The organism is Verrucomicrobiia bacterium (assembly GCA_035489575.1).
In the GTDB taxonomy this organism is placed as follows: domain Bacteria; phylum Patescibacteriota; class Saccharimonadia; order Saccharimonadales; family JAGQNK01; genus DATHJY01.
Map to the genome: position 1 here is coordinate 13,562 of DATHJY010000006.1, position 15,060 is coordinate 28,621.

General features: G+C 52.1%; 14 protein-coding genes. 6 read left to right on the plus strand and 8 right to left on the minus strand.

Going from position 1 to position 15,060, the window contains the following annotated elements:
• Window positions 1-11 precede the first annotated feature (11 nt).
• Window positions 12-719, minus strand: a complete 708-nt coding sequence (locus VK694_02905) for an NUDIX domain-containing protein (GenBank protein ID HTE57668.1) — start codon at window positions 717-719, stop codon at window positions 12-14.
• A gap of 127 nt (window positions 720-846) precedes the next feature.
• On the opposite strand from VK694_02905, the gene VK694_02910 reads away from it, so the two are divergent.
• A complete protein-coding gene (locus VK694_02910) occupies window positions 847-1,476 on the plus strand; it encodes a hypothetical protein (protein HTE57669.1) in 630 nt (209 codons plus the stop codon).
• Window positions 1,477-1,560: 84 nt separating this feature from the next.
• Here VK694_02910 and VK694_02915 read toward each other — a convergent pair whose 3' ends face one another.
• The gene (locus tag VK694_02915) at window positions 1,561-2,190 is read right to left on the minus strand and encodes a hypothetical protein (GenBank protein HTE57670.1); all 630 of its coding nucleotides are present in this window, start codon (window positions 2,188-2,190) and stop codon (window positions 1,561-1,563) included.
• Between the two features lie 3 nt (window positions 2,191-2,193).
• On the opposite strand from VK694_02915, the gene VK694_02920 reads away from it, so the two are divergent.
• Together VK694_02920 and VK694_02925 are read left to right on the plus strand one after the other, a co-directional pair.
• Window positions 2,194-2,541 carry a hypothetical protein gene (locus VK694_02920; GenBank protein HTE57671.1) on the plus strand — a complete coding sequence of 116 codons (348 nt, stop codon included), beginning with the start codon at window positions 2,194-2,196 and terminating at the stop codon, window positions 2,539-2,541.
• 143 nt (window positions 2,542-2,684) lie between these two features.
• Window positions 2,685-3,152, plus strand: a complete 468-nt coding sequence (locus VK694_02925) for an NUDIX hydrolase (GenBank protein ID HTE57672.1) — start codon at window positions 2,685-2,687, stop codon at window positions 3,150-3,152.
• Here the strand turns inward: VK694_02925 and VK694_02930 are convergent.
• Window positions 3,149-3,802, minus strand: a complete 654-nt coding sequence (locus tag VK694_02930; protein HTE57673.1) for a VTT domain-containing protein — start codon at window positions 3,800-3,802, stop codon at window positions 3,149-3,151. The two genes, VK694_02925 and VK694_02930, sit on opposite strands and share 4 nt — an antisense overlap.
• 127 nt (window positions 3,803-3,929) lie before the next feature.
• Between VK694_02930 and VK694_02935 the strand changes: the two genes are divergently transcribed.
• The 3 genes from VK694_02935 (at window position 3,930) to VK694_02945 (ending at window position 7,252) form a co-directional block, all read left to right on the plus strand.
• Window positions 3,930-4,520, plus strand: a complete 591-nt coding sequence (locus tag VK694_02935) for a transposase (GenBank protein ID HTE57674.1) — start codon at window positions 3,930-3,932, stop codon at window positions 4,518-4,520.
• An 86-nt stretch (window positions 4,521-4,606) separates the two neighbouring features.
• On the plus strand, window positions 4,607-5,302 hold the full coding sequence (locus tag VK694_02940; protein HTE57675.1) for a 50S ribosomal protein L25: 696 nt from the start codon (window positions 4,607-4,609) through the stop codon (window positions 5,300-5,302).
• Window positions 5,303-5,374: 72 nt separating this feature from the next.
• Window positions 5,375-7,252, plus strand: coding sequence for a hypothetical protein (locus VK694_02945; GenBank protein ID HTE57676.1), 1,878 nt, complete (start codon window positions 5,375-5,377; stop codon window positions 7,250-7,252).
• Window positions 7,253-7,421: 169 nt separating this feature from the next.
• Here VK694_02945 and VK694_02950 read toward each other — a convergent pair whose 3' ends face one another.
• The 5 genes from VK694_02950 to VK694_02970 all read right to left on the minus strand — a co-directional run bounded on the left by VK694_02950 (window position 7,422) and on the right by VK694_02970 (window position 15,033).
• Window positions 7,422-7,658 (minus strand): hypothetical protein, encoded by a 237-nt coding sequence (locus VK694_02950; protein HTE57677.1) that lies wholly within the window; start codon window positions 7,656-7,658, stop codon window positions 7,422-7,424.
• Between the two features lie 214 nt (window positions 7,659-7,872).
• Window positions 7,873-9,684, minus strand: a complete 1,812-nt coding sequence (locus VK694_02955) for an ABC transporter ATP-binding protein (protein HTE57678.1) — start codon at window positions 9,682-9,684, stop codon at window positions 7,873-7,875.
• Between the two features lie 3 nt (window positions 9,685-9,687).
• Complete coding sequence (locus VK694_02960; protein ID HTE57679.1) at window positions 9,688-11,451, minus strand: ABC transporter ATP-binding protein; 1,764 nt, start codon at window positions 11,449-11,451, stop codon at window positions 9,688-9,690.
• Window positions 11,452-11,460: 9 nt separating this feature from the next.
• Window positions 11,461-13,248 (minus strand): ABC transporter ATP-binding protein, encoded by a 1,788-nt coding sequence (locus VK694_02965; protein ID HTE57680.1) that lies wholly within the window; start codon window positions 13,246-13,248, stop codon window positions 11,461-11,463.
• Between the two features lie 3 nt (window positions 13,249-13,251).
• Window positions 13,252-15,033: an ABC transporter ATP-binding protein gene (locus VK694_02970; protein HTE57681.1), complete on the minus strand. Its 1,782-nt coding sequence runs from the start codon at window positions 15,031-15,033 to the stop codon at window positions 13,252-13,254.
• Between the last annotated feature and the right edge of the window lie 27 nt (window positions 15,034-15,060).

Sequence of the window (15,060 nt, forward strand, 5' to 3'; positions counted from 1 at the left end):
CTGCTGATAACTTAGTATTCGTTCGCTTTATAATGAAGCTGTTCTGAGGTGTAGGATTCACCGACTTGTGCCAGCTCAATAAATTTGAGCGTGGGTGCAAAATAATCTGGTTGCTGCACTAGCTCCGCGACAGTCATCCACTGGTTATGTCCGCCGCTCCATGCGTCGGATAGTTCACCCGAAATTTCGGCTGCCTGTAGAATGCCGAACAGCTTGTCTTCTAGGAGTGATTCCTCTTCTTGGCTGTAATCCATACTCCTATGAAAAGCTCGCACGGTAAATGAGGCTGTCAGGCCAGTCTGCTTGCGAAGTTCTCGCCGCGCGGTTTCTGGCAAGTCCTCACCCCACTGCACAGGGCCGCTCATATGACCCCAGTATCCGTAGTACGGCTGGCGCAATCGTTTTTGAAACAGATATAATGGCTCGCCGGCCTGGCCGGGCTTGGCCACGATCAAAACAACCGATAGTTTTGGCTGTTTCTGAGTAGCGCGTTTTTGCTCGTTCAGATTATTGGCGAATTCTTTGCCTTGAACTGTCAGGCTGTAGAGCCCGTTTGGTAGTTTTTGTATGTAACCTATCTGCGCCAGCTTGCGCACATGGAACTTAAAGGTGTCGCTCTCCTGGCCAGTGGGCAGCATTAACTCAGTGAAGCGCGCAGTCGGGTTGCGGCGCAGCGTGCGAAGGATAGATAGCTGTGTTTTATGTAATTTTTCGGGCATAGTATGCATGTTTCTCTTTGGGCGCCAATTATTACACAATAGAAACGGATTTTCTAGGGGAGTGCTCTACCCTGGAAATGCCAGAGCTTGTTTTTTATTGTTAAGGAGCTAAAGTAAGGAAAACGATATGACAGCAGAACTGGCAGAGACAGGCAAAAATTTTATTACACTCGCTCAGGCAAAGCGTTCACGCTCTATTGGGGCGTACCGTGACGAGCTTGAAGCACACGGACGATTAACGGATGTGGTAGCTGAGTCTGTTGATAAGGCCGTCGCCGTTAGGGCGGGGAATAGACTTCTATGGTATCTGGCGGGACCACTGACAGGCATGGATGAGCCAACTAAGAGACGATACGTGGACCTGAGCGAGCTTATCGCCATTCACGATTCGCCTGTCAGTATGTTTGGCTACGCACCGCACGCACATGGTACAGACCCGATAAAGCATCCTGACGTGACACCGGCCGAAGTCAGGGACATAGACTACTTATGGTCTACGGTTGTGGCCGATGGGCATTTTAACTGCCTTCATCCAATGGGACACGGCAACGCTATAGAGGAGGGCTGGGCAGAAGAGGCTGGTATACCCAGTGTCTACTTGGTGCCACAAGACATGCAGCTATCACGGCTCGTGCTAGGTATGCGCAATGTAGTTGGGACTGTCAGATATGACTCGTTTGAAGCTGATGGCCTTGCCCAAGTCGATACCCTTCTAGAGGGGATAAGTGCGCAGTACACACAGGCATTTGATCAGTAAGCTATAGACAAAAACATTTTTTTATGATCTAATTACTGAAGTTAAAGTTCTGCTTTGACGCCCTTTGACAGAGCTTACTTATCTCTAGTTGTGAACTAGTTGCAAGGGTGTAACCCTGTGCCGATCAATAGTCGGTAGAGGGTTACACCCGTTCATCAACCACAGGAGAGTCTCAGAGTGTCTTTTCTCGATCACTTCCTCGAGCCCGTCTACGACGACTCGACACCGCGTCGGCTGAATCCCCTTGGCATCCTCGTTCTGTGCTCGCTGGTCTTCGCTGTCATCACCGCCCTGGCGTTCGCCTTCGGCGTGCATGATGATCACGAAGCTGCCAGCAATCCCCCCGTCAGCACCACCACGGCTCCGGCCGTCGACCCCACCACGTCCACCACCGCTCCGACCACCACCTTTACCACCATCGTCACCGACGATGGTGGAGACGCCGAGGTCGACTACTGGCTGATGAGGGGTACTGAGCTGCAGTCCATGACGGACGAGGACTGTCTGGCGCAGGACCATTTCGCCTATCTCGGCCTGACCGAGACTGACATGCCCCGTTCCTACCCGGACGACTCGTTCTTCCACTTCGACTGTGGCACAGGCTACTGGGGCTGGTATTTCCAAGGCGCCGCCGGTGACACGTGGCAGGCCAGCCGGATCCTTCTGAGCGATCTGCCGCTGTGCGACGATCTGCCCGCTGGCGAACTGTGTCACGCGATGTTGTCGCTCGACAAGATCGGTGTGCCAACCAACCTGCATCACCCGTACTTCGAGGATGCCCTCACCCTGAGCGAGATCCACGCCGGTGACACCGTCTGCCTGCGAACCATGAGCCGCACCCCCGGCAAGCCCTCGCTGGGAGAGACCCTGACCATCGAGAGCGTCGGCACCAGTGCCTACGTTCCCCACGACTCCGACAAGGTCACGGCCTACCCGGCCTACCGCCCGAAGACGGACGACGGCGAGGACACCCTCTCCTCCTACCGTTCGGCGGAAGACGACGGCCTGGCCCCGTTCTCCAACGGTTTGTGGTCCACCGACTACGTGACGGCAGGCGACTGCTGATCTCCTAACCCCTTCACAACTTCATACGAGAGACTGAACGTTTACCGTTCGATGTAAGCTCTGTCTCTCACACAAGCCCATACCGCCAAACTATGGGCTTGTGTGAGAACTAAGGACAGATCAAAAATGGTATAGTGTTTTTTATGAACAAAAACACTCTTTTTCAATATTGCCCCAAATTTGTATTATTCTCTGAAGATAAGACAAAGGTCTTGTTTGCCAAGCGCTTTGGCGAGCAAGATTATGACGGCGTTTATTCGCTTATTGGCGGCAAAACCGAAATCACTGATGAGTCACTGTTGGCCGGGCTCAAGCGCGAAAAAGAAGAAGAGATTGGCGAGTCTGCCAAGGTTAGAATCTGCTGGAAGATGAGCTGCTACCAAATACTATTCCGCAAAAAAGATGGCAACAGTATGATTATTCCTCATCACGTGGCGCTGTATGATGGTGGCGAGATTCGGCTCAATCCCGAGGAGTACGCTGACTACAAATGGATACCGATTGATGAGTTCCCGGCATTCGAACCCAAGATTGCAAATAATGTTGACGTTCTGCAGGCCGCACAGCGTTTGCTGCCACTTTTGACCGACGACGACTTTGACGAAGTTTAATCTGCTTTTTTGTTGAGGGTTATGTCGCGCTTCCATATTTTTATGCGTTTTATGAGAAGTTTGCGATTGTCGGGTTCTTTCAGGATATGGAAGGCGGACAGCGCGATGGTTAGTACTAGAATTGCCAAAATAACATCGGTAATATAGTTCTCTAGCCAGGGCATTTTGGTACCCAGCCAGTAACCCAGCAAGGTTACGCCGCCGCCCCATAGTACGCCACCGATGATATTAAAGAACATGAATCGTTGCCTGGACATTTTGCCGATACCGGCAACCATGGGCGCAAAAGTGCGCACCACTGGGACAAAGCGGGCCAAGATGATAGTCTTGCCGCCGTGTTTTTCATAAAACTCCTCGGCCCGCTCTAGGTGCTCGGGCTTGAATAAGATGCTCTCTTTTTTGTGGAACAAGCGTTTGCCGGTGCGTCTACCAATGCTGTAGCCTACGTTGTCGCCAGCAATGGCCGAAATAATAACCACCATAATCAGCCACGGTAGCGGCAGCGTGCCTTGGGCTGCTAAAATACCGGCACCAAATAACAACGTGTCGCCCGGCAAAAAGAACCCTATAAGCAGCCCTGATTCGGCAAAGACGGTAGCGCCGATGGCGATCAGGCCACCACTAAGAATAATCTTATCAATACTTACCACATGACTAGCCTACCAGCCGCACCTTGTCACGTCCATCGATATTTCAGTATATTTCAGGGTCGAACCCTGTACAGGGTTCGACCCTGAAATATCGGTGTATAATATGCTTATGCCAAGTAGGAACCGAGTGAAAGTATACGGCCCTCAGCACGTCTATCACGTATATAATAGGGGCAACAACAAAGAACTAGTCTTTCGAGTGTCAGAGGATTACGCGGTTTTCCTTAATATCTTAAAAAGATATCTCGGAGAAAAGCAAGAGAATGATTCGCTAGGGAGATTGTATAAGAACTTTAGTAGCGAGATTGAGCTAGTGGCCTTTTGCTTGATGCCAAATCACTACCATTTACTCCTGTATCAAGAGACCGCAGATGGCATTACAAAACTAATGAAAAGTATTACTGCCTCTTACACGGGCTATTTCAATAAAAAATATGAACATGTGGGCCATGTTTTTCAGGGGACGTTCAAGGCTTCGCTGATTGATCAAGAGAGCTACTGGCAGCATATTTCACGCTATATTCACTTAAATCCCCGGCAGTGGCGAAACTGGAGGTGGTCAAGCTTGCCTTATTATCTTGGTGAAAAACAATCTGATTGGGTGAAGCCGGAGCGTTTGTTAGGGGTATTTGAGGGGCATGATTACTTGAGTTTTGTATCTGACCATGAAGACCACAAGGCTATGCTCGATGAATTAAAGACCATGTTGGCCAACTAGAGGTCGTTACCTATTTCAGGGTTCGACCCTGAAATAGGTAGGAGTCATGCTAAAATAAGGTAACAAATTACTGACTTGGAGGGACTATGTCCAGCGACACAATTGTGGTGGAACTACAGAAACGTGAAGTTATTCGAAAAGGCCTAGCGGGTTTGCGGGCAGAAGGAAGCATACCAGCCGTTATACACAACCACGGCAAAGAGTCTATACATGTCATGGGCGATTTCCGGATGCTGACCAAGGCTTATAGCGCTGCGGGCAAACACCATCCCGTCGAATTAACGGTAGATGGCAAGAAGCACCTGGCACTTATTAAAGACGTTGACTTTGACCCGGCTAGGCACCAAATGCGCCACGTGGTTTTTCAGGCCATTCGACAAAACGAAAAGACAACTGCCGACATACCGGTGGTATTGGCTGGCGACGAAATCCCGGCCGAGAGAAAGTCACTGCTAGTACTGACACAGTTAGACACGGTTCAGGTAGAGGCCTTGCCACGCGACTTGCCCGACGAGCTGACAGTAGATGGCACCAAGCTACAAGAAGTTGGCGACCACCTGTACGTATCTGACATTACCGCACCAGCAGGCGTGACTATCTTGACCGACCCAGAAGCGTCTATAGCGGTAGTAGAAATGCCCAAGGACCAAGCTGCCGAGGCTGATGCTTCTGCTGCTTCTCTGGCTGACGATGCTGGCACTACGGGCACAGACGATGATGCCGAGCAGACCGAGGAAGCTACCGAAGGCGACGAAAAGCCTGCCGAAAAAACAGAACAATAGCGCGTCCAATCGACCGCTCTCAGCAGAGAACTCTACTAGGGTTCTCTGTCTGTATTTTGTACAATAGAAGCCATGGAACAAAAAGACGGCGGCAAGACTTCGCCCCGCGATTCAGACATGATGCACTCGTACGAGGCGCCCAAGGCTGAAAAGTCGTCTGAAACATCAGGCGAAAAGAAAAAGAAGGCCAAGGTGGGGGCTTTTGAGGCCGCTAATGTATCTGAAAAAAAGACCACTGACAGCAAGCCAAAGGCTGAGAGCCTGGCTGACCTCATTCAGATAGAGCCGGTCAAGCAAGCACCTGAGGCCGGAGACAAAAAGCCGGCGGAGTTTCTGGATACTACAAGCACGAAGGACTCTGAGGCCTCCGATACACCCGAAACAGATGTGGAATTGCCCGATAATCTAGGAGAATTGTCTGAGGGCGAAGAGCGGGAAGCTCTGCAGCAAATACTAGAAGGTGAAGGTGAGCAGTTAGAGCTAGAGCATGCCGATACGCCCGAGGATTCACCGGCCGAGGCCGAGCTGGTAGTCGCTGCTGCATTTGTCCAGGCCGCCCATGAAAAGATCCAGGCCGGTAAGGACCGCAAGACAGCACTGGCCGAAGCCAAAGAAGAGGTGATTCGTGATCTGGAGCTAGCGCCCGAAGCCGGCGAGCCCATCGCCGAAGCAGCAGACGTGGATGCTGCTGACCTGACAGCAGATGCTTTGGCAGAGCCGGACGAGCCTATTACCGCAGAGTCGACACTGCCATTTAATACCGACCTAGACCCCGCCGACATACTGGACGATGACGAAACTATTGACCCGCTGACAACTACCACTACCGCGCATAGCAGCGGTACATCTCCTCCCCCACCTCCATCATTTCCTGTGCATCCCGCCGCACATGCGGCTGGCAATGGCGGTCTGCCGCCCATAGGCATGGGTATGGCAGCTCCCAACGCGTTGCCATCGTCACCTACGCCAGGAGAAGCTGCGGCCCGCCGGTCAACCTTTGAGATACATCGGGCACGGCGCCGCCGCGCCGACCTACTAGTGGGTGGAATTATTGGCTATATGATAGGACGCCGCAGTGGCCGGATTAGGACAGAAGAAAAAATGCGTCCGGTTCAGCAGTCGCTAGAGAAAAAGGTCAAGCAGCTACAATACGAAGTAACCGAAGGCACCAAGACTGTGCGCAAGATGACCGCCGAGCGCATAGCCGCCCAAGGTGAGCCTGCCCAGCAACGAATCATTAACGCTGTGGAAGCTAGGGTAGCTCAGCGGGCAACTATGGCAGAAAAGCTTACTTCTACCCCATCTGGCGAGCAGATGTTTGCGCGGCCGTCTGAAACCATTACGCCATCTGAGGCGGCACCTACAGCAGTCGAAGCGCGGCAACGGCAGGAGCGACACGAACGCATATTACGAGGACCCGACATCTTGCCTGTCTTGGTCCCTGGCATAGCAGCCGAAGCTATTGGCCGGGCCGAAACTGCCAAGCCAGAAAGATTGCCTATGGCTGATGTCTTGCAAGTAGCCGCCAAGATAGAGATTGCCGGTACCAACGCCAAGGTACTGTACGAACAGGGTCGGTTGGAAAAACAAGATCTGCAAGTTATTGCCCAAGAATATGTGCGTGGCAGCAACCGCTACGAGCGGATCCTTATAGAAAAACTGCGGCCACCACGTACGGCCGAAAGCATGGAACGAATCACCAGCCAGGCTGGCGCCATGGACGACAATGGACTGACAGGCGGAGGCACAGCGCCAATCTTGACCCCACTGGGCGGCGTGGAGACCACAACTCCCCAGCCGGACCAACCGCTCGACATGGCAGCCGACAACCGTTTGGCGCAGGCCAGGCTAGAGGCAGAGAACCAGAAGCGTTCGGGTACCACCACGCTCTTGGTTGTAGCTGTGGTGGCCGTGGTTGTACTGGTTGGCCTAGGTATACTTATTTTATAAGGGCTCGAACTCGGGATATGGAACTGTCATAAGTAGGTTAGAGAAAGCAGAAGCAAGTTATTTGAAGTGGTGTGGGTGGTGGTAGCCTGATGGCGAACAGTTCCGAATAGTGTCGGTTTGTTAGCGCCACCAGGACTACCCTCCTTGGTTGTCGATCCCTTCGCTGCCTTCAGCCGTCGTGTGTGTGGGGTGAGTCGGAGTAGATGATGGCACCACAGCTGCACTCGAAGGGGATCATGGCATCGGACCACGGCACGAACAGGTTGGCGTTTCCGCTCAGGTCATCGCCAGTGGCGTCGGCGATGGCGAAGAGCGTGTGATCGTTGGAGAGGCCGAGATCTGTCTCGAGATCTGCGACTTTGAGGAGCCGGTCCACTTTCCTGGACTGCGCTGAGCTGGTGGACATCTGTCCTAGCCTTTCGGTGCTGGTCGTGTGGCTTTCAGCTTGCTTCTGCTTTGAGGTGTCTCGAGGACAGTGTTGTCTCTACAAAACCTTTATATATTAAAATAAAAAAACTTATTTGTCAATTACTCTGTTCGTAGACCTCACTCGAGCTGCAGCAAAACCAGTAAGGACATTGCCAGCGCACGAATAGACTGGTTGTAGTCTGTGGTATCGGCTAGCGGTAGCCTTCGGCTTGTTTACTGAATAGTTCGTGGTACAAGCCTTTCTTTTTCATGAGGGCCTGGTGTGATCCTTGCTCGACAATCTTGCCGTGGTCTATCACGATGATGCGGTTGGCTCGGCGTACGGTGCTAAACCGGTGGCTGACTATCAGGGCCGTTTTGTCCTGATAGTGGTCAAAGATGTTGTTGAAGATGTCGTATTCGGCCTTAGCGTCTATGGCGCTGGTTGGCTCGTCTAGAATGATCATGTCGGCATTGCGGTAAAAGGCTCGGGCCAGGGCGACGCGCTGCCATTGTCCACCGCTGGGCTCGACACCTTTTTTGAAGCTGCTGTCCAGCACCGTGTCCCAGCCGTGGGCGTAGCCCTTGACCATCTCGTCTACGTTGCCAAAAGCCGCCGCTTGCTCAAGCTGTTTGCGGTTGGCTTTCTGGGTAGAGCGGCCAATCTCGATGTTTTCGGCAATGCTCAGCGGGTAGTGGTTGAAGTCTTGGAATAATGTGGCCAGCTGGGCGTACCAGGTCTCTATGGCTACCTCTTGCAGGTCCTGTCCGTCCACCAAAATCTGTCCGCTGGTGGGCTGGTAAAAACGGAGCAGCAGCTTTATGAGCGTGCTCTTGCCGGCACCATTTTCGCCAACCAGGGCAACATGCTCGCCCGATTTTATTTCTATATTCAGGTTCTCAAAGATTGGTTCGGTCTGGTCTGGATAAGTAAATGACACGTCTTTGAAAACGATTGAGGGTGTAGCGCCAGCGGGCAGGGCGATGGCGTTTGGTGGATCGACAATACGAGGCTGAGCATCTACCAGGCTAAAGTAGCTGTCGGCAAACAACAAGCCCTCTTGCATACGGGTGAGGGTGCCAAAAATGCTGTTCAGGGCGCCACCAATGCGCAGCAGGGCACCAGACAAAAAGAAATAGCGCTCTAAAGAAATAGCGTGACTCAGGAATTGTTTTAGCAGTATCACGGCACCGGTAGCTGTGCCTCCCGCCTCTAGGACTTTGGTCAGCATGAGGGAACGGCTAGCTTTGCGGTACTTGCCCTCTTGTTCTCTATAAAACCCTTGGTTCATGGTATCTATCTTGTTCAGGACAAAACTGGAAGCTTGAGAAGTCCGCAGCTCCATCTGGCCCTTTGCCTGACGAATGATGTATTCCAGACCCCAAAAGATATGCCGAAAATCGCCCTTGCTGTCCCAGACAAACCACTGCATCTTGGCCATCCGGCTCTCGCCAATAAGGCTGGGTATCAAGAATAGGGCAATGAGTGGTACTAGCCACCAGGTGATTTGGGATACCACCGCTGTGATAGCCAGAAAGCGGATGAGGCCATAGATCAGCTCCAGGCAGGCGTCGGACAGGTTGGGTAGTTGCCAAATGTAGGCGCCGCTAATTTTGTTGAGCTGATTGCGCGTACTGGTTTCGTAAAAGCTGCCCAGATCAAATTTGCTGACAGATTTCAAAAAACTATTGATAGACCACTGTACCAGCGAGAAATACAGCATGCGCTTGCAGTAGCCCATGATCCAAAACCCAATGCCAATGACCACCACGGCCGTGATATCCACCCACAGCCACAGCCAAATATTTTGCGTCTGGCCGGTCGCTACGAACAAGGCCAGCAGCGAGCCGAGCTTGGCGGTGGCGTAGATAGAGGCGATGGTGCCACCAACCTCGACCAACGCACCCACGAAGTAGCCTACTATAGACGCACGGCGGATGTTCCAGCAGATTCGCAGCATGCGCAGCCCGATGCTCAAACGTCGCTTGAACGTGAGGTCTGTGTCGTCTGTTTTATTCTTCATATATTAATCCTCTAAAAACCCGCCGGACTGGTGAGCCCAAAGTTTGGCATAGGTGCCTTTCTGTTTTAGTAGTTCTTTATGCGTGCCTTCCTCTATGATAGCCCCCTCTTCCAGGACCACAATGCGGTCCATTCGCTGAATGGTGCTGAGCCGGTGGGCAATCACGATAGCGGTGCGGCCCTTCATGAGCTCCCAGAGGGCTGCCTGAATAAGCACTTCGCTCTCAGAATCAAGGGCACTGGTGGCTTCGTCCAGGACCAAGATGGGTGCGTCTTTTAGCATAGCCCGGGCAATAGCTACCCGCTGACGCTGTCCGCCGGATAGCTTTACGCCGCGCTCACCCACCGGCGTATCGTATTGTTTGGGAAGCTGGGTTATAAACTCGTCTGCATGGGCTAGTTTGGCGGCTTTTTCTATCTGCTTGGTGGTGGCATCGGGTTTGCCGTAGGCGATGTTTTCACTGAGTGAACGGTGAAACAGGAGGGGTTCTTGGGGTACGTAAGCAATGGCTTGGCGCAAGCTGGTCTGGGTGACATCGGCAATATTCTGGCCATCGATCACGATCTGGCCATCGTCTATGTCAGAGAATCGCAGCAGCAACTTGGTCAGGGTGGTTTTGCCTCCGCCACTGGCACCAACCAGGCCCACCTTTTGGCCTGGTTGGATCACTAGGCTCATGTGCTCAAACAGGGCATCTGAATTATCTGCATGGGTAAAAGTTACATCCTCGAAGACGATTTTGCCCCGCTTGGCCGCCAGCTTCTGGGCATTCTTTTTGTCAGTCACCTCTATAGGCTGGTTCAGTATCTCAGTCATTTCCGAAGCATCTGTCAGGTTTTGTTCGATGTTGCGCGTCAAACTACTCAGGCCCCACAAGACAGACATGATCTGTGTCATATAGACCTGCACTAGTACCAGGGTGCCTACTGTCACATGGCCATGTTGCACCAGGAATAGGGAAAGTACCAGTACGGTAGCTTGGAGTAGTATCATCATGGAGCCAAAGGTGGCATCGTTCTTGACGGCTCGCATCCAATATATATACTTTTTTTGCGCCCGGTCGACGGCCAGCTCATTAAACATCTTTGACTCTGGCTCTTCTGTGGCAAATGACTTAATAGCACTGGCATTGCCAATACTGTCTGCTAAGTAGCCGGTCAATTTTGTCTCGGCCTTGGCGACGGCTTTTGAGAATCTGATACGCTTCTTAGTCAGCCAGTAATTAAGCGCCACAAAAGCAGCAGACCAGACTACCATAACTGCTGCTAGCGGGAGCGAGTAAAAGGCAATGACCACGGCCGACAGCACGACCAATATAAACATCTGCGACACATTGACAACCAAGGCGTCAGTCAGCGCCACATAGGCGTTAGCAAATCTGTTGGTCTGCGTAACTAATGATCCACTAAAACTGTTGGCATGGAACCGCTGACTTTGGTAAATCAAGTAATTATAGGCTCGCCGGTACAGATGTGGCTGCACTTTGGTTTCCATCCGCGATAGCTGAAGCAGACCAAAATCCAGGCATATCTGAGCTGCAACGCCCAGTCCAACAAATAGGGCAATATCAGTCGCAAAGCTACTCATATCTAACTGTCCTTGCTCGCTCCGGATGATTCTGTCAAAGGCTCGGGCTACAACCAAGGGCATCAGAAGTTTTTGCATGAACATACCACCAGTCCACAGGCCTACTGTAGAGAAGAGCAGGTTTTTATAGCGCAGGTTTTCGCGCAGGTATAGTTTTAGGGTTTGGGCTCCAACAGACATGATTTCTCCTTATTCCTCTATAAATCCACCGGATTGATGCGCCCACAATGTAGCATAGGTGCCTTTTTTGCGCAGCAGCTGGGTATGGCTGCCTTCCTCTATGATCCGGCCGTCTTCTAGCACTATAATGCGGTCCATTTTTTGGATAGTGCTCAGGCGGTGGGCGATGACAACGGTGGTCCGGCCCTTCATGAGCTCGCGCAAGGCGGCTTGGATCAAACGCTCTGACTCACTATCTAGGGCACTGGTGGCTTCGTCAAGCACCAGTATGGGTGCGTCTTTTAAGATGGCTCGGGCAATGGCTATACGTTGTCGCTGTCCGCCAGACAGCTTGACGCCACGTTCGCCAACCAATGTTTCGTAACCTTTTGGCAGTTTTTTGATGAACTCGTGCGCATGGGCTTTGCGGGCTGCCTCCACTATCTCTTGTTCGGTTGCTTGGGGGTTGCCATAGGCAATGTTTTCACGAATACCGCGGTGGAATAGCAGTGGTTCTTGCGGTACGTAGGCAATGTGTTTGCGCAGATCTGCCTGGGTAATGTCGGCAATATTCTGGCCATCTAACAATATCTGGCCTTTGTCGATGTCATTAAAGCGCAGCAGCAATTTGGTCAGGCTGGTCTTGCCCGAGCCCGAATGTCCAACTAGGCCAATTTTTTCGCGTGATTTGATGGCTAGGTTCAGGTCTACGAACAGCGGATCGTCCGTGTTTGAGCCATCGTGAGCAAAGCCCATGTGTTGGAATGTAATCGCACCTTTGCCAATGCGAGCCGGCTGGGACTCAGCGGAATCTTTGACGCTTGGCTCTGTCTGCAGGACTTCCATCATGGACTGAGCATCACCAAACCCACGGTTATAGTTGCGTAGGGCGGTGTTGCAGAATTCCCACAGTCTGTCGCGTAGGGTGCTGCTATAGGCAAATACCAGGAACACGGTTGCTACCGGCGCGTTGTAAACCACGACACTGGCGACGGCAATGGTGATGGCGGCAGCGTTGAGCAGCGCATTGATAAGCGAGAAGCTTATCTGGGCCCGCATAGATGCGACCATGTATCTTATATGAGTATGCCGCCATTTTTCGGTGCCTTCCATATAACGCTGACCCTCTGCTTTTTGGGCGGCAAAGCTTTTGATGGCCATGACATTGGTTATGCTGTCGGCCAAGTTGCCCGTCTGGCGATTGCTGGCATCGGCTTCTTGCCGGGCGCGTAGCCGTACTGACTTGGTGATATAGATGGCTGCAACCACAAAAAAGACGCTAAAAGCGTTCAGGAAGAATACAAACAGCCTGGCCTTGTTCCACAGAATGACGCTCATAAATATGACAGACCACAACAGACCACCCGTGTTGTATACGGTGGTGTCAGTGATGCGAGTGTAGGCACTGGCCAGCTTATTTGCTTGCGAAACTAGCGAGCCGCCAAAAGTGTCGGCATGAAAGGTAGCGCTCAGTTTCATGAGGTGGTCAAAGACCTCTTGGTGGATGTCTCTGACAACCTTGCCCTCGAGCATCCAGTTGCAATACATGTTAATGCGCCAAATAACCACGCCGCCCAGGGAGGCAACTGCTACTACCGTAAGTATGTCTGGCCCAAAACTGCCCCATAAGTCGCCCCGCACGAAATTACCACTCGCCAGTCTGTTCAGGATGTTGGCAATCATGAGCGCTGGCAAAAATTCATTGAAAAGCAACGCCAGTGGCACCGTGAGGTACATGCCCCAAAACAAGAACGGGTAGCGTCGGCCATGACGCCAAAAGTATTTGAGAATTGCAGTGTTGGTGGTCATTGGGTTCATGATTTAGTCTTCCAGAAATCCACCGGACTGGTGTTTCCATAGTGAGGCGTAAATGCCATTGTGTTGCAGCAACTCTTTATGCGAACCTTCCTCGACCACGGCGCCTTTTTCCATCACCAAGATACGATCCATCTTTTGGATAGTGCTGAGGCGGTGAGCGATCACAATGGCTGTGCGGCTTTCCATGAGTTTCCACAGGGCGTCTTGGATGAGCTTTTCGCTCTCAGAATCCAGAGCAGAGGTGGCTTCGTCCAGCACCAAGATAGGTGCATTTTTGAGCATGGCTCGGGCAATGGCGATTCGCTGGCGTTGTCCACCAGACAGCTTGACGCCGCGTTCGCCCACCAGCGTGTCATAGCCGTCAGACAGCTCCATGATGAATTCGTGGGCGTGGGCTACTTTAGCGGCAGCCTCGATCTCGGCCTGAGTAGCATTCGGTTTGCCGTAAGCAATATTCTCTGCGAGCGATCGGTGAAACAGCAACGGCTCTTGAGGCACATAGGTAATGGCCTGGCGCAGGTCAGCTTGGGTTACGGCGGTGATGTTTTGGCCGTCAATGAGAATCTGGCCGTCATGAATGTCCATGAACCGGAGCAGCAGTTTGGTAATGGTGGTCTTGCCACCACCACTGTGCCCCACCAGGCCGATCTTTTCGCCGGGCTGGATAGCAAAGCTGAGGTTCTTGAATAGCTTTTTGTTGGTTCTGTTCCCGGAGTAGCCAAAAGCTACGTCAGAAAACTCGATACCCCCGTGTTTGAATCGGGCAGGCTCTGGTTGCTCGGGGTCTGGGACTTCCGGACCTAGACTGAGTATTTCGGTCATGTCAGCAGCATCTCCGAAGGAACGGTTCATGTTCTTCATAACAAACATGGCTTGCCACAGTCTCTCTGTCAGGCCGTAGGTATATGTAACAATCAAATACAGCGAGCCAATCTGGGCATTAAGCCGTGTGATGGCAAAGATTCCAACCCCAAAGGCCATGATGTTCAGGATGGTAATAGTACTGTGACTAACATTTTCGTTCCTGAGTTGGGTGCGCATGAGCCTGAACTGAGCATCTACGGTGTGTGCTGTTTGCTTGCGGAAAATATTCAGCTCTTGCTTTTCACCGGCAAAGGCTCGCACTGTTCCTACGTTAGTGATGTTATCTGCCAGCTTGGCTGTGCGTTCGCTCTCGCTGGTGGCGGCTGCGCGGTTTATGGGAGCTTGCTTGCGCATAAGAAAGAACATAATCACAAAGTACACCAGCGTTATGACGCTAAAGATACCGGCGTATAGTGGGTTAGTCAAAAATAGGATAGTCAAAGAGGCTATCAGCGCCGTCAGGCCGTTGACGATATTCCAGGTAAAGTCAGCCCAGAACTTGTCATGGGCGGCCGTGAACTTGTTGACATTGGAAACTAACGAGCCACCAAAACGGTCGGCATGAAACTTGCTACCCATGTGCTGCAGGTGGTCAAACAGGTATTCTGCAGTTCGTCGTTCACTCAAGATGCTGTACTTCCAGGTGCAAATAGTCTGGGTCCGCCAGAAAAACAGGCCCGCCATGCTTGAGACGATGTACAGCAGAATATAGGGTTGCAGGGTTGCGAACGTCAGGGGCTGACCAGCTGCCGAAAGTTCCTGCATGCGGTTAAAGGCGGTCGCAATAATAAGGGGCGGCAAGACATCCGCTAGTAGCACAGCGAAGACTACCCCAATAGTGCCATACCAAAACAGGAATGGATAAGGGCGGGTAAATTGCCAAAAGAGGCGCAGCGTTTTCTTAGTTGTAGACACAGCCATAGCGGGGTTTCCTTACTCTCAGGTACA